Consider the following 19,048-nt stretch of genomic DNA (forward strand, 5'->3'; position numbering starts at 1 on the left):
CCCGGCCAGCCCGCACCCCGGCTGAGCGGGGTCAGCCCAGCCCGGTGGCGCCGTCGGCCGGCATTGTATTCAGCGGGGAGTCACCGTCGAAGCGTGACCACCTGCCGCCGTCGAGTAGTCCGCCTTCCTGGGCGAACCGCCGCACCGCCGGCAGCAGCCCAGTGCTGCCGTAGAGCGCCACCGCCAGCCCCGGATCGAGTCCGTCTGGGTGCGCGGCCGGGACCCCGTCCGGACCGACCGGAAGCGGATGCCGGCGCCGGACGTCGCGCAGCGTACGTCCGCCGGAGAGGGTACGGCGGGGCAGGAACCAGCCGGCCATCCCGACGAACGCCAGCACCACCAGCAGGCCGACTCCGACACCGAGCAGGTCGGCCGCGACCAGCCGGGCGACCACCATCGGCAGCACGAGCACCAGCGTGGCCGGCAACAGGGACCGGCGCCAGGCCGGGCGGAGAAGTCCCAGCCCGATCAGGCCCTCCCGCTGCTCGGCCAGGGCCTGCCGGACCCGCCGCTGGTTGGCCACCTCGCGGGGCGACATCGAGCCGTACAGCGCACCGAAGATGGCCCGTTCCAGCGGCTCCGCGTACGCCGGCATGCTGCCGGTCCGGCTGACCCGGCCGGGTGGGGTGGCCGTGACGCTGCCCCGGCCGTGCAGCATCACCAGTCCGGCCCGGACGGCACCCCAGGCACCACCGTCGAGGTAGCCGAAGTCCGTCGTACTCAGGTCGCGCGGCACCGCCGTCATCCTTCGAGTATGGAAAACCCGCGCACGCCCGTCACCGGCGCCCCGCCGGGCCACGGTCAGGGCGGCGTGCTCAGCGGGGCAGGTGGCTGACGAACCACTCCGCCGCTTCCTCGGCCACCTGGTCCAGGGTGCCCGGCTCCTCGAAGAGGTGGCTGGCACCGGGTACCACCCGCAGTTCCGCGCTGCCGTCGAGGTCGGCGAGCGCCTGGTTGTTGAGCCGCAGCACCTCGTCGTCGAGCCCGCCGACCAACAGCAGCGTCTCGGCGGGTACCCGACGCAGGTCGGCGCCGGCCAGATCCGGGCGGCCACCCCGGGAGACGACCGCGTACACCTGGTCGGGGCGCTGCGCGGCGGCGGAGAGCGCGGCGGCGGCTCCGGTACTGGCCCCGAAGAGCCCGATCGGGAGCCGTCCGGCCGGTTCACCGGTCCCCAGCCAGTCGACGATGCCGACGAGCCGGCCGGTGAGCAGGCCGATGTCGAACCGCAACTCCCCGGTCCGGTCGTCGAGCGCCTCCTCGTCCGCTGTCAGCAGGTCGACCAGCACGGTGGCCAGGGCGTACCGGTTCAGCGCCTCGGCCACCATCCGGTTGCGCGGGCTGTGCCGGGAACTGCCGCTGCCGTGTGCGAACAGGACGATCCCACGCGCGTCGGCGGGGACGACCAGGTCGCCGGTCAGTCGTACGTTTCCGGCCGGAATCGTGGTCTCGGTGGTCCGGGTGTCCATCCGACTGCCTCCCATGCCTCTTCCGGGGCGGATGGTCGCGCGGGTGGCGCCGGCCGCCGTCCTGTCGGCCTTACCCGGCGGCGCCGGGCTCAACCACCCGCCGGCAGCCGCCCGGCGCCCGGGTTTGCCGGCGCACAGCGGGGGAAGGCCGGAACGTCCGACCAGGCACCGGGACGGCCGACGCGCCGACCGGCAGACGAACGTGAGGGATGCCATGGGCCGCCAGAAATCCGGCAAGGCGAAGTCCGGCTCGGCCCGCACCGAGGAGGCGGAGCAGCAGAATCCCGACCGGAGCGAGTGGGCGGACGAGGCGGCCAAGGCGAGATCGCTCGACGACCCGCGCCGGACGCCACCCCGCGACGCGGTGGGTATGCCGTCCAGCGGTGAGCGGTATTCCGAGGACCCGCGCGACCGTTAGGTGTGCCGAGCCAGGCCGTTGACGGTGTGTGCTGGTCAGTGTGGTGCCGTGCTCATATCGACCGGCGCCGGATTCGCCGCCCGGTGCACGGAACGTCGTGGTCGATCCGCAAGCCGCAGCGCCGGCCGTCGGGCAATCGCCGGGGACAGAACACCCGATGGCGTACGCCCTGGTTGTGCGCCTCCGACACGGTGGTCTCCTCAAGCGGGCATGCTCGACATCTGCCGGCCGCTGTTGGCAGCTAGTCAACCCCGGGGTAGGCAACCTGTCAACCCCCTCGGTTAGAGAGTCCGCCGAATGCACGTCATGGCGCTCGCGGAAGTGGCTGATCACCTCGGGGTCAGCCGCCAGCGCGCCGCAGTCCTGGTGGACAGGCCCGACTTTCCGGCACCACTGGACACGCTGACCGTCGGCCGGATCTGGTCCGCCGCCGACGTCAGGGAGTACGCAGCACGTCGTCGCGAGCGCTTGGACAGCGGCCGGGACGAATAGCTATCTCAGATACTTCCGGACCGGCCACCCGCCCAGAGCCGCCTCGATCGTCCCGGCACGGCCGTCGCACTGCCCCCGTGACGACGGGAGCGCACCCCGGGAACATCGTCGTCGCCGGAGCGGTGCAGGGTGACGATCCCGTCGCGCAGGTCCGTGCCGAGCTGCCGACCGCCGTCGAGTTCGGTGAGATCGCCCGGCACTGGCCGAGGCGCCGGGCCAGCCGGGCCAGCCGGTAGCGTTCGGGCAGTTGGACGACGGGTTTGCCGCCGGGCTGAGTGGCGACCATCTGCGGGGCTCGGGCAGGTGCGGGGACAGTTCTCGTGGACCACCCGGCCGGCGAGGTCGGTCACGGTAACGGTCACCCCGTGATACACACCCGATTGACTGCCCAGCGCCCACAACTTGAGCATTGTACAACGTACAAGTTATAGTCAGAGCATGAGCTCTTGGGGCGTCAACCTCACCGAAGAGGTGGATGTCTGGTACCTGGAACTCTGCAAGACCGACCCAGGTTCGGCCGAACAGGTCGCAGCCGCTATCGACATGCTCACCGAGGAAGGCCCTGCACTCGGCCGCCCCCTCGTCGATCACGTCAAGGCATCCAGGCACAGCAACATGAAGGAACTCCGGCCCGGCTCGTCCGGCACCAGCGAGGTCCGGATCCTGTTCGCCTTCGATCCCGAACGGGAAGCGATCCTACTTGTCGCAGGAGACAAGTCCGGAGACTGGGACAGTTGGTACAGAAAGAACGTCCGAATTGCAGATCTGCGACTGGACCGCCATCTCAAGGAGTTGAGAGGGAACGCTGATGACCAGAGACTGGCGTGAGGTGCGCGCCGAGGTGGAGCTCGACGAGGCGCGAGTCGCGGCCCACAAGGAGCGGATGCGTGGTGAGATCCGCGCCGCCCGACTCGCTGAGATGCGGCAGCGCCACGAGCTGAGTCAAACCCAGCTCGCCGAGCGGATGGGCGTGTCTCAGGCCCGCGTGTCAGCGATCGAGAAGGGCGAGCTGTCGACAACCGAGGTTGGCACGATAAGCAGGTACATCGCCGCCCTGGGCGGTCACCTGGAGATCGTCGCTGACTTCGGTGACGAGAAGCTGGTGCTGGGCTGACCCAGGTTTCGCATGTTCTCCGTTGAGCTTGGGCACTGACGACATACGACAGGGCCATAGCGCGGGCCACGGTGCCGTCGACAAGCCCGCCCGGCGCCCGGGGGGGGTTTCCCGGCGCGCGTCGATGTCGACTGTCTCTCGGGCGGTGGCCAGGCTACGCAAGCGCGGAGTGCTGGTCGGCCGACCCGGTCGCGGAGTCTTCGTCGCCGACAAGCGGGTTCGCTGACGACAGTTTCCCACCGGCGCGGATCAGGAAGCCTCCTCCCCGTACCCGATGCCCGCGCCGACGTGGGATCGCCCCCTAACGCAGTTCCGCGATCCTGGCCCTGGTGTTGGCCGGGGCCTCCGGGTGCCCGTGCTCGACGTCAGCCCGGACGTCAGCCACGCTCTTGCCGGCCAGCTCCCGCCGCCAGGCCAGCTCAGCGTCGCGCATGGCGCGGGCGAACGCGCAGGACTGTCGATAGTCGACGCCGGCATGCTCCCCCGGCCCCTTACTGAGGATCTGGTCGCACCGGAACAGCTCCTCCGGACCCTCGATCGCGACGACGATGTCCAGCAGGGAGACCGCCTCCGGGGCCCGGGCCAACCGGAAGCCCCCGCGCGGCCCCGAGGTCGAGGTCAGGATCCCGGCCCGGACCAGGGTCTGGAGCTGCTTGTTCAGGTAGGCCGACGGCAACTCGTAGAACGCCGCGAGAGTACCGGTCGGCACCGGGTCATCCAGCCAGCTCAGGTTGAGGCACGCGTGGAGGGCCCATTCGACGCCCCGGCTCATCCGCATAGTCCTGGACTCTACATGTCCAGAAACTGTGACGCCCGCCATGATCGCTAGCGCGGAGTGATTCTGGATATCTAGTGTCTAGAAATCAGCGAACAACGAAGGAGCCGGCAATGACCCTGGTACGCGCACTCGAAGCCGAGGTTCTGGAGAGCGACCCGGCCAGCGTGATCACCCTGCTACTCGACCCCGAGCACACCGGCGGCACGCTGACCACCAACCGCACCCTGCTCAAGAGCGGCACGGACGGCGCCCCGCCGCACCTGCACACCCGCTCCGGCGAACTGTTCTTCGTACTCGACGGCGCCCTCGAAATGCTCGTCGGCGACGAGCTGCACACTCTGCACAAGGGAGACACGCTCTTCGTTCCGCCGAACACCCCGCACGCCTTCGCCCCCGCCGCCGGCCAGGACGCCGACTTCCTCGTCGTGATCACCCCCGGCAAGCCCCGGTTCGACTACTACCGGCTGCTCGACAAGGTGCACCGGGGCGAAGCCACCTGGCAGCAAGTCGGCGAGACCCAGGATCGCTACGACAACCACTACGTGGACAGCCCGGTGTGGACGGCACGCGGCTGACCACGACATGAGCTGACCTCAGCCGGGACCGGGGCCGGGCGGCCGGAGACGGGCCGCCCCGCCCGCGGTTTCATCGGGCGCGACGTCGAACGCGTCGGGTACGGGCAATGCGCGTTCCGGACGACATCGGGCTCGACTGTTGGCACGAATTCCACGCCGGATCACTCCTAAATGCACCTGTTCGACCTAGTTGATCAGGTAGGCTGACCCCGGTTTCGCCCGGTGGCGCACCCCTCCGCGCCGGCGTGACCGCCGCCGAATCACCTTCGGGTGAGCCGGGGACCCAGGTAGGTGGGGTGAGTCCGCAACCGCGGTAGGGACTTGTTCCGTCCCGAACCCGTCAGCTAACTCGGTAGGCGGGCGACGGAGGGACATGCATGACGGGATCCACACGTCGGCGGTTGCCGCTGGCCCTGGCCCTGCTCGCCACGTTCGGCGCGCTCACCGGGGCGGCGCTCCGGCCCGGCGTGGCGGAGGCATACAGCCCCGCCGCCCTCGGCGACGAAGGCGACACACCGCTCCTGCGTGACGTGCTCGAATCGACCGGTCGAGGTTATCTACAGGCCAGGAACGCGCTGGCCAACGCCCAGGCTCGGCAGGCGAGGATCACCGCCGAGCTACGCCGGGTGGAGGGGCTGATCGCGGAGCTGCGCCCCCAGGTGGAGGAGGTGGCCCGGGCGGCGTACCAGACCGGTCGGATCGGCCCCGTGCTGGCACTACTGCACAGCGGTTCGGCTGACGAGTTGCTGGAGCGGGCCCGTGGGCTGGAGGCGGTGGCCCTGCGGGACAACGACGCGCTTCGCTCGCTGAGCCAGGCCCGGGAGCGGGCCGCCCGGGCGAAGCGGGCGCTGGACGCCGAGGTGGTCGAGGAGCGCCGGCAGCTCGCCATCATGCTGCGGCAGAAGGAGGCCGCCGAGCGGGCGTTGGCCCAGGTCGGCGGCGCCTCGACCGGAGGTTTCGTCGTCGCCAGCTCGCCGGTGGCCCGGCCCGCGCCACGTGGCGCCGACGGCTCCTGGCCGCCGCAGTCGTGCAGCCTGCCCGACCCGACCACCACCGGCTGCATCAGCCCGCGCACCCTGCACGCCTTCGAGGAGGCGCGTCGGGCCGGCTTCACCCGGTTCACCGGGTGCTACCGCTCCGGCGGCCCGTACGAGCACCCGAAGGGGCGGGCCTGCGACTTCTCCGCCGAGGCGGGCGGCTTCGGGGGTGCCGCCACGGGCGCCAACCGGACGTACGGCAACAACCTCGCCGCGTTCTTCGTCCGGAACGCCGACCGGATCGGTGTGCTGTACGTGATCTGGTACCGGCAGATCTGGTTGCCGACAACCGGCTGGAAGTCCTACAGCGGGGCGCACGGCGACCCGTCCAGCGACCACACCAACCACGTACACCTGTCACTCGTCTAGGGGCTCATCAGATCTTGACGACTTCTCGCTGTCGGGGCGACGAGAAGTCGTCAAGATCTGGGAGTTTCCGCCGGGTCAGGTTGTCGGCTCGCTTTCCGGGGCGCGGCGGACGGGGGCGCGGCCGGCCGGCTGGGCGGGCTGCGGGCCCACCGGGCGGGCCGGCGGGATCGGCCGGGTCACCGACTCCAGGCAGGTGACCCGGAGCTTCTCACCGTGGTGCAGCAACTCCAGGGCGTCGTCCGGCACGCCGTCGCGCAGCGAGTACGTCGCCTCGCGCGGCCGGACGTCGACCCGCAGGTGCACGCCCCGATAGCGGAGCGAGAACTCCAACCGGTCGATCCGGCTCGGCAGCCGAGGTGCGAAGGAGAGCGTCTCGGTGTGGTCACGCATGCCGCCGAACCCGGCCACCAGGGCGATCCAGGCCCCGGCCAGCGAGGCGACGTGCACACCGTCCCGGGTGTTCTGGTTGAGGTCGTGCAGGTCCATCAGGGCCGCCTCGCCCAGATAGTCGTGCGCGAGTTCGAGGTGCCCGGTCTCGGCCGCCAGTACCGCCTGGGTGCAGGCCGACAACGACGAGTCGCGGACCGTACGCCGCTCGTAGTAGGCGAAGTTGGCCGCCTTCTCCTCGTCGCTGAACGCGTCGCCGCGCCAGTGCATCGCCAGCACCAGATCGGCCTGCTTGATCACCTGTTTCCGGTACAGGTCGAAGTAGGGATAGTTGAGCAGCAGCGGGTACTGCTCCGGCGGGGTGTTCGCGAAGTCCCACTCCTGGAACCGGGTGAAGCCCTCCACCTGCGGGTGCACGCCCAGCTCCGGGTCGTACGGCAGGTGCATGTCGTGCGCGGCGTCCCGCCAGGCGGCCGTCTCCTCGTCGTCGACACCGAGTTTCCAGGCTTCCTCGCCGTGCCGGGTGGCGGCGTCGGCGGCGGCCAGCAGGTTCCGCTGGGCCATCAGGTTGGTGTAGACGTTGTCGTTCTTCACCGCCGTGTACTCGTCCGGACCGGTCACCCCGTCCAGGTGGAACCGGCCGTGCCGGTCGTGGTGCCCGAGGGACTGCCAGAGGCGGGCGGTCTCCACCAGCAGTTCGAGCCCGACCTCGCGTTCGAACTGCTGGTCGTCGGTCGCCTGCACGTACCGGCGTACCGCGTCGGCGATGTCGGCCGCGATGTGGAACCCGGCGGTGCCGGCCGGCCAGTACGCCGAGGTCTCCTGGCCCCGGATGGTCCGCCACGGGAACGCGGCGCCGCGCAGTCCCAGCGTCCGGGCCCGCTCCTGGGCCAGGTGCAGGGTGGAGTGCCGCCAGCGCAGCGCGGAGGCGACCGCCGACGGCAGGGTGTAGGTCAGCACCGGAAGCACGAAGGTCTCGGTGTCCCAGAACGCGTGCCCGTCGTAGCCCGGCCCGGTCAGGCCCTTGGCCGCGATCGGCCGAAGCTCGGCCCGGGCGCCGGCCTGGAGCACGTGGAAGAGTCCGAACCGGACCGCCTGCTGCACCTCCGGATCGCCCTCGACCCGCACGTCGGAGTCGTCCCAGAAGGTGTCGAGATAGCCGCGCTGCTCGGTGCAGAGCCCGTCCCAGCCGGAGAACTTGGCGCCGGCCAGCGCCGCCGCCACCTGGTCGCGCAGCGCCGGGCGGGACCGCCGGCTCGACCAGCCGTACGCGACGAACTTGACCAGCCGAAGCTCCTCACCCGGCTTGATCACGGAGGTGACGGTGGTCCGGGCCCAGTCCTCGTACGCCTCGGTGCCGACCAGCTTGCGTTCCGGCCCGTGCACCTCGTGGCTCATCGAGACGGCCACCCGCAGCCCGCTCGCCTTGGTGCGGTGGATCAGCAGCGCGCCGTCGCTGTGCACGAGGTGCTCCTCGGACTGCAACGGCGACTCCAGCACCGCCGCCACCCGGGGGTCCCGGCTCTGCGCCGGCAACTGCTCGTTGGCGACCAGTTCCGACTGGACGATCAGCCGCATCGGCCCGTCGACCGGCTCCACCCGGTATTCGATCGCCGCCACCGAGCGCTGGGTGAACGAGACCAGCCGGGTCGAGCAGATCCGCACCGTACGCCCGGCCGGGGAGCGCCACTCGACCGACCGTTGCAGGGTGCCGCCGCGCAGGTCGAGCACCCGCTCGTGGCTGAGCAGTTCGCCGTACCGGACGTCGAAGGGCTCGTCGTCCACGAGCAGCCGGATCGGCTTGCCGTTGGTGACGTTGACGATCGTCTGGCCGGACTCGGGGAAGCCGTAGCCCGCCTCCGCGTACGGCAGTGGCCGCAGCTCGTAGAAGGAGTTCAGGTACGTCCCCGGCAGGCCGTGCGGCTCGCCCTCGTCGAGGTTGCCGCGCAGCCCGATGTGCCCGTTGGAGAGCGCGAACACCGACTCGGACTGGGCGAGTACGTCCAGGTCGAGCCGGGTCTCCCGGACGTGCCAGGGCTCGACGGGATAGGCCCGTTCCCGGATCATCGGCGCCTCCTCGCAGTCAGCCTCCGCGCGGTCACCGGAGCACCTCCGGCCCGGCGTCCGCTCTTCCGGCAGCACCCCGACCGGTCGCCGCTCGCTCCGTCGCCGCCGGGCCACCGTGGCGGTCGGAGTCGCCGCCATCCGCCTCGGTGAGTAGTTCGGACAGGTCGCGTACCACGATGTCGGCGCCGTGTTCGCGCAACGCGTCCGCCTGGCCCACCCGGTCGACCCCGACCACGTAACCGAAGTCGCCGGCCCGGCCCGCCGCCACCCCGGCCAGCGCGTCCTCGAAGACCACCGCCTGGTCGGGGCGGACCCCGAGCAGTTCGGCGCCGGCCAGGAAGGTGTCCGGATGGGGCTTGCCGCGCAGCCCGCTCAGCCGGGCGACCACGCCGTCCACCCGGGCCTCGACCAGGGGTTCGAGGCCGGCCGCCGCAATCACGTCCCGGGCGTTGGCACTGGCCGAGACGACGGCCCGGCGCAGCCCGGCCGCGCGCGCGGCGTGCAGGTAGTCCACCGATCCCTGGTACGGCAGGACACCGTCATCGTGGATCCGCTGGAGCAGGACGACGTTCTTCCGGTTGCCGACCCCGTTGACGGTGTCGACGGTCGGCGGGTCGTCCGGCTCGCCCTCCGGCAGGGTGATCTGCCGGGAGGCGAGGAACGTCCGCACCCCGTCGGCCCGGGGACGGCCGTCGACGTACCGGTTGTAGTCGTCGCCGGGGTCGTACGGCCGGAACGGCTCGCCGGTCGCCTCGGCGCGACGCCGGAGGAAGTCGTCGAAGGTCTCCGCCCAGGCGGCGTTGTGCACCCGGGCGGTCTGGGTCAACACACCGTCGAGGTCGAAGAGACAAGCGGTCACGTGCGCGGGTAGGCCCAACACGCCTAACAACCTAACCGGGAAGGCATCGCGCGGCACGGTTTCCGGTTCGGCCACGCCGATGCGCCGGACGGCTCCCTCCGGCGACCGAGGTCACCGGGGGGAGCCCGCTCGCTCAGCCGTGCTGGGCGTGTCCGGGCCCGCTCGGTGGCCGCCCCGGTCGCTGGCCCGGCTCGACCACCACGAACTGCCCCATCATGCCCTGGTCCTCGTGATAGAGCAGGTGGCAGTGGAACATGTACGGCATGTTCGGGTCGGGGTAGTCGGCGAACCGGGCGATGATCCGGATCGAGTCGCCGGCGGTGAGCAGCACGGTGTCCTTCCAGCCGGCCAACTCCGGCGGGGGTTCCCGACCGTCCACCGAGAGCACCTGGAACTGCACGTCGTGCACGTGGAAGCTGTGCGGCGTACCGTCCTGCTTCTCGATCTCCCAGACCTCGGTGCTGCCCCGGGTGACCGCGAAGTCGATCCGGTCCAGATCCATCCGCCGACCGTTGATCTGGCGCCCGCTCAGCCGGAACCGGCGGGTCTCGGCGGCCGACGCCGGGTCGAGCCGCTCGACCGGTACCAGCCGGTCCGGCACCTCCGGTGACGTCGCGAGGCTGGCGGCGGCCCGCAGTTCGAGTACGTCGAACGTGTCGTCGCCGCCGGTGAAGCGGTCGTTGACGAAGTCGATCCCCTGGTTCGGCGGATAGCTGCGCAGCACCACCCGCTCGGCCGGCAGCATCGACACCACGACCTCGGCCCGCTCGCCGGGCGAGAGCCGGATCCGGCCGGTCCGGTGCGGACGTTCCAGCAGGCCGCCGTCGGTGCCGATCAGCTCGAAGGCGCGGTTGTCGGCGAACCCGAAGTCGTACGTCCGGGCGTTGGAGCCGTTGAGCAGCCGCAGCCGGACCCGTTCGGTGCTGACGTCCAGGTACGGCCCGACCGTCCCGTTGACCAGCAGGGTGTCGCCGAGGATGCCGATCCCGCCCAGCTCGGAGTTCGCCTCGTCGAGTCGCCCGTCGGACTCGAACTTCCGGTCCTGCACGATCACCGGGATGTCGTCGACGCCGTACCGGCGGGGCAGTGCCAGCGCGGCCGACGGCTCGTCGTCCAGGATGAACATCCCGGCCAGTCCCCGGTAGACGTGCTCGGCGGTCTCGCCGTGCGGGTGCGGGTGGTACCAGAGCGTGGCGGCGGGCTGGTCGACCTTCCAGTACGGCGACCAGGTCGCGCCGGGCCGGACCATCTGGTGCGGGCCGCCGTCCATCACCGCCGGCAGGTGCATGCCGTGCCAGTGCACGCTGGTCGGCCGGCCGACCCCGTTGACCACGTTGACCAGCACCTGCTCGCCGCGCTTGGCCCGCAGGGTCGGTCCCAGGTAGTCGCCGTTGAAGCCCCACGTGGCGGTCGGGCCGCCCTGGCCGAAGTCGCGCTGGCCGGGCTGGGCCCGCAGGTCGAAGACCCGGCGCCCCTGCCCGTCGATCCGCGACTCGGCAAGCGGCGGTACGGCGAGCCGGTTGACGAAGTCGACCTCCCCACGGGTGTCGACGACCTTCCCGGTCCAGACCCAGGTGCCCACCGCCGTGCCGACCCCGCAGAGCAGCAGTGCGACCGAGAAGACTCCGAGCAGCACCCGGAGCCAGAGCCGTGATCCCCCGCCGGCCATTTTCCGACACCTCCCCATAACTCAGATGACTACATGTAGCCTGCCTTCGTATTGGGGCGTCGTCCATCCCGGGCGACGGAACTCAGGGACGGTTCAGGGAGACCCGGACACGCCTCTCCGGGGAGCCGCAACCCCACCGGGACCGGCGACGACACATCGGCTGCCGCACGCCGGGACGGCGACAACCGGCACGGCCCCGGGCGGCCTCAGAAGAGGCTGCCCAGGCTACGCAGGATCTCCGCGTAGAAGTTGCCGTCGATGCTGCGGAAGAACGCGTACGGCTGCTCCGGGTCGCCGAAGAACGGTCGCAGTGTCCAGGCCAACTGGGTGCCGACGAACCCGAACAACAGGATCCAGATGTAGAGCAGCGTCATGCTCGCCGGACGGGGGCCGCCGGACGGGGACTGCGCCGCTCCCGGCCGGCCGATCGGGTACGGGTCGGCCGCGCGGTAGCCGTACTGCGGCACGAACTGCCCGGGCGCCGGCTGGACCGGGCCCGGCACCACCTGCATCGTGGCCGGCTGGCCTGGCACCAGCTGTGCCGGCGCCGGCTGGACCGGAGCCGCCGGTACGGGAGCCGTCGCCTCGGCCGGAGCCGGAGTGGCGACCGCCGGCTGGGCGGGCGTGGCCGGTACGGGCTGGGCGGGCGTCACGGGTGCGGGCTGGACGGGCGGGGTCGGCCCGTCCCCGTTGGCCGTAGTCGCCGGGGCCTCGCCGTTCACCGCACCGACCGCGACCGGCACCTGCTGGGGTACCGCGACCGGCTGGGGCGCCACCCAGGCGCTACCCGGGGCGGCCCCGGCCGGCTGCACCGCCGGTTGGCCGGCACCCACGACGGCGGCCGGCTGGCCGGCGGTGGCGGCGGCGGTCGGAGCGAGCAGGCCGTGCGCGTTGAGCACCTGCATGCCACCGGTCAGGAAGCGGAGCCCGACCAGCGCCGACAGGGTCAGGATCGCCACGTTGAGCAGCTTGAAGAAGGCGTAGTCCGGCGCGGTGATCAGAAAGAAGAGGCTGATCGGCGCGAACGCCACGGCCAGCATCGAGGTGACCGTGATCGCCACCATCACCATCGAGATGGCCTGCCGGACCGACAGCCGGGCCCCGAAGACCAGGTTGAACAGGTACAGCGTGGGCAGGCAGATGGCCAGGGTGACCAGGAACAGCAGCGGCAGCTTCACCGCCGAGGTCAGGGCCATCAGGACACTGTGGAAGGCACCGAGTACGGCGCCGTAACAGGCCAGCGCGATCGCCGAACTGGCCAGCATCTGGCCGGTGAGCCCGTTGAGGTCGCGCTCTTCGACGATCTGCTGCCACACACTCTGCCGGTCGCGGAGAATCCGCTCGATCACGAGCAGGCCGGGTCGTTCCTGTGACACGAGCGGATCTCCTAACGAGGGACCACCATGGACGGGGAATCGATAGACGTTAAGGGACGTGGGACGCTCAACGCCACCCCACGTCGATCCGGTCGCCGCGCTCGTCGAAGAAGTGCACCGCGTCCATGCGTACCGAGACGGCCATCGGGTGGCCGGAGTTGACCGCCGGATACGGCGCCAGCCGTACCGCGAGTTCGGCCGGGCGCCGGTGGTGCCGACCCGGGTCGTTCAGCACGCTGTCCCGGGCGCCCCGGGCCGCCGGGGCGGGCTGCCCCGGGCCAACGGCCCGCCCGGTCAGCCGCTGCATCACCTGGCCCAGTCGCCGGAGCCCCCGACCGGCTCCGGTGGGACGCTCGTCGGTCACCGGGCCGCCCAGGTCGTCGACGACGATCGCGGTCGCCCCGATGTCGAGGAACGCCAGCGACTCGTGCCCGTGGTGCTCCAGGTATCGGATCCGCCCCTGCAACACGTCGCCCGGCGTGTCCGGGGCCACCGGGGTCAGCGCCTCGGCCCGCATCCCGACCACGATCCGCTCGCCGTGGTAGTGCGCCACCGCCCGGGCCCGGATGTCGTCCCAGGGCAGATAGAGCGCCTGCTCACCGAGGTTGAGCGTGACGTACCGGTCGAGGTGCACGTAGACGGTCGCCTCCAGCAGGTTCATCCGGGGGCTGCCCAGGAACGCGGCGACGTAGAGGGTGGCCGGCCGGCCGTACACCTGGGTCGGGGTGCCGACGTCCTGGAGTACGCCCTTGCGCATGATCGCCACCCGGTCGGCCATGGTCAGCGCCTCGGCCTGGTCGTGGGTGACGTAGATGGTGCTGACCCCGAGTTCGCGGACCAACCCGGAGATCTCCGCCCGCAGCTCCGCCCGCAGGCCGCTGTCCAGGTTGGAGAGCGGCTCGTCCATCAGGAACAGCCCGGGGCGCCGGACGATGGCCCGGCCCATCGCCACCCGCTGCCGCTGCCCGCCGGAGAGTTGGCTGGGCTTGCGGCCGAGTACGTCGCCGATGCCGAGCGCACTCGCCACGTCGGCCACCCGCTCACCGCGCGGCCCTTCCTCGACTCCGGAGAGCCGGAGCGGGAAGGCAATGTTCGCGCCCACCGACATATGCGGATACAGCGCGAAATCCTGGAAGACCATGGCAATTCCGCGTTCCCGTGGCGGCAGGTCGTTCGCCAGTTCGCCGTCGAGCAACACGGCGCCGGTACTCGGGTCCTCCAGGCCGGCGACCATCCTGAGTACGGTGGACTTTCCGCAGCCCGAAGGCCCGAGCAACACCATGAACTCGCCGTCGTTGACGTCGAGACTGACGTTGTCGACCGCCACTGTCCCATCCGGGAATACCTTCGTGACGTCTTTGAGCGCGACGGTAGTCACCGTCACCTCCCCGCAGCGTAATGGCCGGCCCCGGAATGACTGTGACGAGGATCATCACAGAAGCCCATCGGGTAAACGTGCCATGTTCACGTTGTGACATCACGGTTACCAGACTCGATTCGACCTCCGCTGATGCAACTTCCACCGGCTGGTCGGCGGCGGCTCGGTGTCGGAGGTGCCGAACTCGGCGTGCCGGGGCAGTCCGGTCCACTGCGCGCCGCCATCCCGGAGGAAGTACTCCAGTCCGGGGTCCCAGGTGTGGCCGGCCGGCCGGCGCTGATAGACGTAGCCGAGCGGATGGGTCCGGTAGACCAGCCCGCCGGCCCGGCGGACCCGGTCGATCAGCCCCCGGTCGACCGAACTCGGCACCGGCCGCCAGCCGCCGACCTCGGCCAGGTCGCCCCTTCCGATCAGGATCGTGCCGCCGGCGACGACCGGGGCGAAGCTCTCCGCCGCCCCCGCGTCCCGCCGTACGGTGGTGTCCAGCGCGCCGAGATGGACGAACTCGGCCGCCTTGCCGACCATCGTCGCGCCGGAGTGGTGCCGGGCGAGGACGAGGTCCCAGACGTGCTCCGGCCCGTACGTGTCGTCGTCGTCGAACTTCGTCACCAGGGTTCCCCGGGCCCGGGCGGTCGCCGCGACCATCGCCTCGCCGAAGCTCTGCCCGGCCGGTACCTCGACGACCTCGACCGGCCGCCCGCAGTCGGCCAGCCGCTGGCGCAACTCCACCGGCAGGCCCACCCCGTGCAGGCAGAGCACGATCTCCAGCTCCGGATAGCTCTGCGCCGCCACGGTGGCGACCGCGTCGAGGACGTGCTCCAGCCGGCGGGTCACCAGCAGCACCGAGACCGACGGCAGCGCGGCGAGGCCGGGAAAGGTGGCCGCCGCCAGCCGGGGTAGCGCGAAGCCCCGGGCGTGCCGGCGCAACACCGCCCGACGCTGGCGTACCGCCCGGGCCTCCCAGTCCAGCTCGGTCTGCGGGTCGGGTCGGCCGGTCGGCCGGTCGGGCAGCGGGGCGCGGAGCAGTTCGACCACCTCGTCGGCCAACTGCGCCCGGCAGGACACCGGCAGGCCGGGAGCCCGCACGAGTACGCCGGTCAGCGCGAGGTGCAGGAGCAACGCGGCCTCGGCCCGGGGCCGCACACCGGGTACCGGGGCGCAGTCGAGCAGCCCGATCCCGGCCAGTGCCGACCGGGTCTGCTCGGTCAGCCACGGCCGGTCGAGTCGACCCTGACAGTCCAGCCCGGCCGGTCCCCGGATCCGCCAGCTCCCGCCGTCCGGTCCCGGGGCGAAGGTCAGCTCGGCCCGGGGGGCGGCCGGCCCGAACGGCCCGTACCGGCCGACCGGCACCGCGTGTTCGGCGTCGAGCAGTACCGGCCCGGTCCGGCCGCCGTCCTCGGTGTCCGGCACGCCCAGCCGGTCGACGGTCAGCCCGGCCCGGTACGCCGTCCCGGCCCCGTCCCCGGCCACCGACGGGTCGCGGCCGTCCGGCCGGAGCACCAGGTCGTACGCCCGGACCGCCGGGTTGCCGGGCAACTCCCCGGCGACGACCGCGAGGTTGGGTCCGGCACCCAGCCAGCCGGGGAAGACGTCCTGGGCGGTCACCTCCGGACTGCCCGGGGTCGGCAGTGGACGGATCGGGGTGAGCAGCGGCAACACGGCTGCCAACACCGAACGGAGCGGTACGGACCAGCGCAGCTCGATCTCGACCACCGCCCGGCCCCGGTCGTGCCGGGGCAGCGTGACCCGCTGGGCGAGCAGGTGCGGCACCGGTCCGAGCCGGCCGGACCAGCCGCGCTGCGGGATCTCCCAGTCCTGCACGGCGACGGTGACCCGGCGTACCCGGGTCAGCCCGACCGGATGGTCGAGCAGATGCCGCAGCCAGGTCACCGACCGGGCGGCGACGGCCATCCGGCCGACGAACATCCGGTGCCAGGCCGGACCCGGCCGGGCCATTCCGGACCGGTCGGCACCGGCCGCCGGGCCCTGGCCGGGCATCCGGGTCAACGGGCCCTGGCCGGGTATCCGCGTCGACGGGCTCTGCCCGGGCACCCGGTGCGGTGCGGGCGGGCCGGGTATCTCGGTCAGTCGGGAGCCGAGCGTGACCAGCGGCCACCGCCGCCGGCCGTCGGGTTCGCCGACGGCAACCCGCCAGCGGAGGTACTTCTCCGGGTCGTCCCTGCCTGGCACGCCGATCCCTTCGTCGGCCGACCACCGACGCCAGCCTACGTGGCGCTATCGCGAAGACACTTACAGTAGTCGACGAACCGGCCGATTTCGACCGACACCCGCCACGCGGCGCGCGATTGTCAGCTCTCGGCGACGAGATAGTTACACTGTGCCGCGTGTCCAGTCGCGCCCGGGCCAGCACGGCCCAGCCCCCGGTCCGGTTGTTCCGGAACGACTGGAGTCGACTCACCCCACCCGAGCTGGACGGCTGGCAGCCGACCCGGTCCGTCTCGCTGGTCATCCCGGCCCACGACTGCCAACGCTCCCTCGACCTCACCCTGGCGGCGTTGCGCGCCCAGACGTACCCGTCGGGGATGTTGGAGGTGGTGGTGGTCGATGACGGCAGCGACCCGCCGCTGGTGCTGCCCCGGATCCGTCCGGACAACTGCCGGCTGCTCCGGGTCGCCGACCACGCCACCGGCTGGGGCCGGTCGGCCGCGCTGCACGTCGGCGCGGAGCAGAGCGAGGGCGAGATCCTGCACTGGCTCGACGCGGACATGGTCGTCTTCCCGGAGCACGTGGCGGCACAGGCCCGCTGGCAGCACGTCAGCGACGAGGTGGTCACCCTCGGCTACAAGCGCTTCGTCGACGCCGACTGGCCCAGCCCGGAACAGGTCGCCGAGAGCTGCGCGGCCGGCACCGCCGACCGGCTCTTCCGGCTCGACGACTCCGAGCCGCACGAGTACGTCGAACGCCTCATCGACGACACCGACCAGCTCCGCGGCGGTGACCACCTGAACTTCCGGGCGCACGTCGGCGCCACCGCCGCACTGGCCCGCAGCCTCTACGCCGAGACCGGCGGGCTCAACCCCGAACTGCGGCTCGGCGAGGACACCGAGTTCGGCTACCGGCTGGCCCAGGCGGGTGCGGTGTTCGTGCCCGAGCCCCGGGCCCGCAGCTGGCATCTCGGGCCGTCGCACATGATGACCCGGGGCGAGGCGCTGCGCCGGTACAACCGGCCGTTCCTGGCCGACCTGATGCCGCAGCCCCGCTACCTGCGCTCCGCCGCACACCGGAACTGGGCCGTACCGCTGGTGGTGGCGGTGGTCCGGGCCGAGGGGCCGTACGAGATGGTCCGTACCTGTGTGGACCGGCTGCTGGCCGGGGACCAGACCGACCTGCGGGTGGTACTGGTGGCGGACTGGGCGGGGCTGACCGACGACCGCCGCTCGGTACTGGTCGACCCGCTGCTGGACCTGCGACTGCTCGCCGCGACCTACCGGTCTGAGCCCCGGGTGGAGTTGGCCGGGCAGCCACCGACGACCGCCTACCCCGCGGCGTACCTGCTGGAACTCGGGTCGCACCTGGGGGTCGACGCGGACACCGTACGCCGGCTGGTGGCGGTCGCCGACCAGTGGCAGGTCGGGCTGGTCCGGGTGCTGCCGATCGGGGCGACGGCACCGGACGACGGGCTGTCGCTCTGGCGCACCTCGGCGCTCAGCCGCGCCTTCCGGGTACGCCGACCCGACGAGGCCCTCGACGAGGTGGTCGCCGAGGTGGCCGGCCGGCGCTGGGTCAGCGGCGACGACTTCGGGGCGATCGACCTGCGGCTGCTGCCGGAGAACAAGTGGGTGTCGCCCCGGTCCCGGCTGGTGGTCCGGCCGGACAAGCGGGCCCGGCGGGCGGCCCTGGCCGGGGTGGAGACGATCCCGGTCGGCGGCATCCGGTCCCTCGCCTCCGCCACCCGGTTCGTCGCCGGCCGGTACGCCGGACTCGCCGCCGACCGGGTCCGGCAGCGGGTACGCCGCCCCACCGCCCCGGTCGACTGACGACCCACCGTCGTACACACGTTCTATCCACAGGTTGTGGATAGAACGTGTGTACGACCACCGACGGGTCTGCTCGACCCTGCTCGGCAGCGACGTCACGCTGCTGAAATGCTAGTGACATCGGGAGCGATAGTATTTCGGCATGTCGCCGACCAGGCCGACCCCCGAGGTGCACGGCCCGGAGCGCTGCGCGCAGGCGGACGCCGCGCTGTCCCGGGCCTTCGCGATACTCGGCAAGCGGTGGACAGCCCCGGTGCTGGGCAGCCTGCGTTCCGGCCCGGCCGGCTTCCGTGAGGTCTCCCGGGCCGTCGGCAGGGTCAGCGACTCCGTACTCTCCGACCGCCTGACCGAACTGGCCGAACACGGCCTGATCGTCCGGAGGGTCCAGGAGGGACCGCCGATCGCGGTCTCCTACCGGTTGACCGAACGGGGTCAGGCGCTGATGCCCGCCCTGGAGCAGATCTCCCGCTGGGCCACCGAGCACCTCCCCGGCGACGACGGCTCCTAGCGACCGGCTCCGGGCGCTGACCCGAACTGGTCGACGGGCCGGCGAGGTAGCGCACGAAGGTGAGCAGTCGCGGCCCGCTCAGTCTGGCTCGCCGAGGAGAACGCGTCGGACCACCCGCTCGGCCGCCCGGCCGTCGTCCAGGCCGCAGAAGCGGTGTCGGAACCGCTCCCGGGCCAGGGCGGCCGGCGGGGCGTCCACGGCGCCGGTCCGGAACGCCGTCAGCAGGTCAGGGAATTCCGTCACCGCCACCCCCGGCGCCTCGGCGAGCACGTCCAGATAGACCCCGCGCTCGCGCCGGTACTCGGCCCAGTCCGGGGCGTAGACCACGATCGGCCGGTCCAGCGTGCCGTAGTCGAACATCGCGGACGAGTAGTCGGTGACCAGTACGTCGGCGGCGAGGTAGAGATCCTCCATCGAGGGATGATCGGTCACGTCCCGTACCCGCTCCCGACCGGACGGCGCCGCAGGCGGTCCGGGCGTCCGCGGGTCAGCCGCAGGCGGTCCGGGCGTCCGCGGGTCAGCCGCAGGCGGTCCGGGCGTCCGCGGGTCAGCCG

At 71.8% G+C, this 19,048-nt stretch carries 18 protein-coding genes, 2 pseudogenes and 1 riboswitch; of the genes and pseudogenes, 10 read left to right on the forward strand and 10 right to left on the reverse strand.

Features of this window, described 5'->3' with window-relative positions; genetic code table 11:
* Positions 1-31: 31 nt before the first annotated feature.
* Positions 32-904 (reverse strand): TIGR04222 domain-containing membrane protein, encoded by an 873-nt coding sequence (locus tag Pma05_RS33425; protein WP_307836967.1) that lies wholly within the window; start codon positions 902-904, stop codon positions 32-34.
* On the reverse strand, positions 816-1,469 hold the full coding sequence (locus Pma05_RS33430; RefSeq protein ID WP_203861504.1) for a dienelactone hydrolase family protein: 654 nt from the start codon (positions 1,467-1,469) through the stop codon (positions 816-818). The genes Pma05_RS33425 and Pma05_RS33430 overlap by 89 nt, the downstream gene beginning before the upstream one ends.
* 214 nt (positions 1,470-1,683) lie before the next feature.
* Here Pma05_RS33430 and Pma05_RS33435 point away from each other — a divergent pair, with 214 nt between their 5' ends.
* The 6 genes and pseudogenes from Pma05_RS33435 to Pma05_RS43040 form a co-directional block, all read left to right on the forward strand.
* Entirely contained in the window at positions 1,684-1,887 is a 204-nt protein-coding gene (locus Pma05_RS33435; RefSeq protein ID WP_203861505.1) for a hypothetical protein, read from the forward strand.
* A gap of 297 nt (positions 1,888-2,184) precedes the next feature.
* Positions 2,185-2,379 (forward strand): DNA-binding protein, encoded by a 195-nt coding sequence (locus Pma05_RS33440; protein WP_239313650.1) that lies wholly within the window; start codon positions 2,185-2,187, stop codon positions 2,377-2,379.
* Between the two features lie 77 nt (positions 2,380-2,456).
* Complete coding sequence (locus Pma05_RS33445) at positions 2,457-2,615, forward strand: hypothetical protein (RefSeq protein ID WP_203861506.1); 159 nt, start codon at positions 2,457-2,459, stop codon at positions 2,613-2,615.
* Between the two features lie 202 nt (positions 2,616-2,817).
* Entirely contained in the window at positions 2,818-3,207 is a 390-nt protein-coding gene (locus tag Pma05_RS33450) for a type II toxin-antitoxin system RelE/ParE family toxin (RefSeq protein WP_203861507.1), read from the forward strand.
* Positions 3,188-3,493, forward strand: a complete 306-nt coding sequence (locus Pma05_RS33455; RefSeq protein WP_203861508.1) for an XRE family transcriptional regulator — start codon at positions 3,188-3,190, stop codon at positions 3,491-3,493. The genes Pma05_RS33450 and Pma05_RS33455 overlap by 20 nt, the downstream gene beginning before the upstream one ends.
* Positions 3,494-3,614: 121 nt before the next feature.
* Positions 3,615-3,719: pseudogene (locus tag Pma05_RS43040) on the forward strand (GntR family transcriptional regulator); the annotation flags it as partial.
* 75 nt (positions 3,720-3,794) lie between these two features.
* Here the strand turns inward: Pma05_RS43040 and Pma05_RS33460 are convergent.
* Positions 3,795-4,265: an RrF2 family transcriptional regulator gene (locus Pma05_RS33460; protein WP_203861509.1), complete on the reverse strand. Its 471-nt coding sequence runs from the start codon at positions 4,263-4,265 to the stop codon at positions 3,795-3,797.
* 116 nt (positions 4,266-4,381) lie between these two features.
* Here Pma05_RS33460 and Pma05_RS33465 point away from each other — a divergent pair, with 116 nt between their 5' ends.
* Positions 4,382-4,846: a cupin domain-containing protein gene (locus Pma05_RS33465; RefSeq protein WP_203861510.1), complete on the forward strand. Its 465-nt coding sequence runs from the start codon at positions 4,382-4,384 to the stop codon at positions 4,844-4,846.
* A 243-nt stretch (positions 4,847-5,089) separates the two neighbouring features.
* Positions 5,090-5,220, forward strand: a riboswitch (cyclic di-AMP (ydaO/yuaA leader).
* Between the two features lie 3 nt (positions 5,221-5,223).
* The gene (locus Pma05_RS33470) at positions 5,224-6,252 is read left to right on the forward strand and encodes a coiled-coil domain-containing protein (protein ID WP_203861511.1); all 1,029 of its coding nucleotides are present in this window, start codon (positions 5,224-5,226) and stop codon (positions 6,250-6,252) included.
* A 75-nt stretch (positions 6,253-6,327) separates the two neighbouring features.
* On the opposite strand, the gene Pma05_RS33475 is transcribed toward Pma05_RS33470, so the two are convergent.
* From Pma05_RS33475 to Pma05_RS33500, 6 genes are all read right to left on the reverse strand, one after another.
* Positions 6,328-8,706 (reverse strand): glycoside hydrolase family 65 protein, encoded by a 2,379-nt coding sequence (locus Pma05_RS33475; RefSeq protein ID WP_203861512.1) that lies wholly within the window; start codon positions 8,704-8,706, stop codon positions 6,328-6,330.
* 31 nt (positions 8,707-8,737) lie between these two features.
* On the reverse strand, positions 8,738-9,586 hold the full coding sequence (locus tag Pma05_RS33480) for an HAD family hydrolase (RefSeq protein WP_203861513.1): 849 nt from the start codon (positions 9,584-9,586) through the stop codon (positions 8,738-8,740).
* A gap of 112 nt (positions 9,587-9,698) precedes the next feature.
* Complete coding sequence (locus tag Pma05_RS33485) at positions 9,699-11,234, reverse strand: multicopper oxidase family protein (protein ID WP_203861514.1); 1,536 nt, start codon at positions 11,232-11,234, stop codon at positions 9,699-9,701.
* A 206-nt stretch (positions 11,235-11,440) separates the two neighbouring features.
* Complete coding sequence (locus Pma05_RS33490) at positions 11,441-12,610, reverse strand: hypothetical protein (protein WP_203861515.1); 1,170 nt, start codon at positions 12,608-12,610, stop codon at positions 11,441-11,443.
* Positions 12,611-12,677: 67 nt separating this feature from the next.
* Positions 12,678-13,988, reverse strand: a complete 1,311-nt coding sequence (locus Pma05_RS33495) for an ABC transporter ATP-binding protein (protein WP_203861532.1) — start codon at positions 13,986-13,988, stop codon at positions 12,678-12,680.
* Between the two features lie 105 nt (positions 13,989-14,093).
* Positions 14,094-16,178 (reverse strand): glycosyltransferase family 2 protein, encoded by a 2,085-nt coding sequence (locus tag Pma05_RS33500; protein WP_203861516.1) that lies wholly within the window; start codon positions 16,176-16,178, stop codon positions 14,094-14,096.
* A gap of 155 nt (positions 16,179-16,333) precedes the next feature.
* Here Pma05_RS33500 and Pma05_RS33505 point away from each other — a divergent pair, with 155 nt between their 5' ends.
* Together Pma05_RS33505 and Pma05_RS33510 are read left to right on the forward strand one after the other, a co-directional pair.
* The gene (locus tag Pma05_RS33505) at positions 16,334-17,986 is read left to right on the forward strand and encodes a glycosyltransferase family 2 protein (RefSeq protein ID WP_203861517.1); all 1,653 of its coding nucleotides are present in this window, start codon (positions 16,334-16,336) and stop codon (positions 17,984-17,986) included.
* 142 nt (positions 17,987-18,128) lie between these two features.
* Positions 18,129-18,494, forward strand: a complete 366-nt coding sequence (locus Pma05_RS33510; protein WP_203861518.1) for a winged helix-turn-helix transcriptional regulator — start codon at positions 18,129-18,131, stop codon at positions 18,492-18,494.
* 78 nt (positions 18,495-18,572) lie between these two features.
* Here Pma05_RS33510 and Pma05_RS33515 read toward each other — a convergent pair.
* A pseudogene (locus tag Pma05_RS33515) lies at positions 18,573-18,953 on the reverse strand (CDP-glycerol glycerophosphotransferase family protein); the annotation flags it as partial.
* Between the last annotated feature and the right edge of the window lie 95 nt (positions 18,954-19,048).

The sequence above is a fragment of the Plantactinospora mayteni genome, assembly GCF_016862935.1.
GTDB lineage: Bacteria > Actinomycetota > Actinomycetes > Mycobacteriales > Micromonosporaceae > Plantactinospora > Plantactinospora mayteni.

Coding starts and splice junctions, on each gene's coding strand:
- Pma05_RS33455 (WP_203861508.1), top strand. CDS start 3,188: ATGACCAGAGACTGGCGTGAGGTGCGCGCCGAGGTGGAGCTCGACGAG.
- Pma05_RS33475 (WP_203861512.1), bottom strand. CDS start 8,706: ATGATCCGGGAACGGGCCTATCCCGTCGAGCCCTGGCACGTCCGGGAG.
- Pma05_RS33430 (WP_203861504.1), bottom strand. CDS start 1,469: ATGGACACCCGGACCACCGAGACCACGATTCCGGCCGGAAACGTACGA.
- Pma05_RS33460 (WP_203861509.1), bottom strand. CDS start 4,265: ATGAGCCGGGGCGTCGAATGGGCCCTCCACGCGTGCCTCAACCTGAGC.
- Pma05_RS33450 (WP_203861507.1), top strand. CDS start 2,818: ATGAGCTCTTGGGGCGTCAACCTCACCGAAGAGGTGGATGTCTGGTAC.
- Pma05_RS33485 (WP_203861514.1), bottom strand. CDS start 11,234: ATGGCCGGCGGGGGATCACGGCTCTGGCTCCGGGTGCTGCTCGGAGTC.
- Pma05_RS33435 (WP_203861505.1), top strand. CDS start 1,684: ATGGGCCGCCAGAAATCCGGCAAGGCGAAGTCCGGCTCGGCCCGCACC.
- Pma05_RS33470 (WP_203861511.1), top strand. CDS start 5,224: ATGACGGGATCCACACGTCGGCGGTTGCCGCTGGCCCTGGCCCTGCTC.
- Pma05_RS33465 (WP_203861510.1), top strand. CDS start 4,382: ATGACCCTGGTACGCGCACTCGAAGCCGAGGTTCTGGAGAGCGACCCG.
- Pma05_RS33440 (WP_239313650.1), top strand. CDS start 2,185: ATGCACGTCATGGCGCTCGCGGAAGTGGCTGATCACCTCGGGGTCAGC.
- Pma05_RS33510 (WP_203861518.1), top strand. CDS start 18,129: ATGTCGCCGACCAGGCCGACCCCCGAGGTGCACGGCCCGGAGCGCTGC.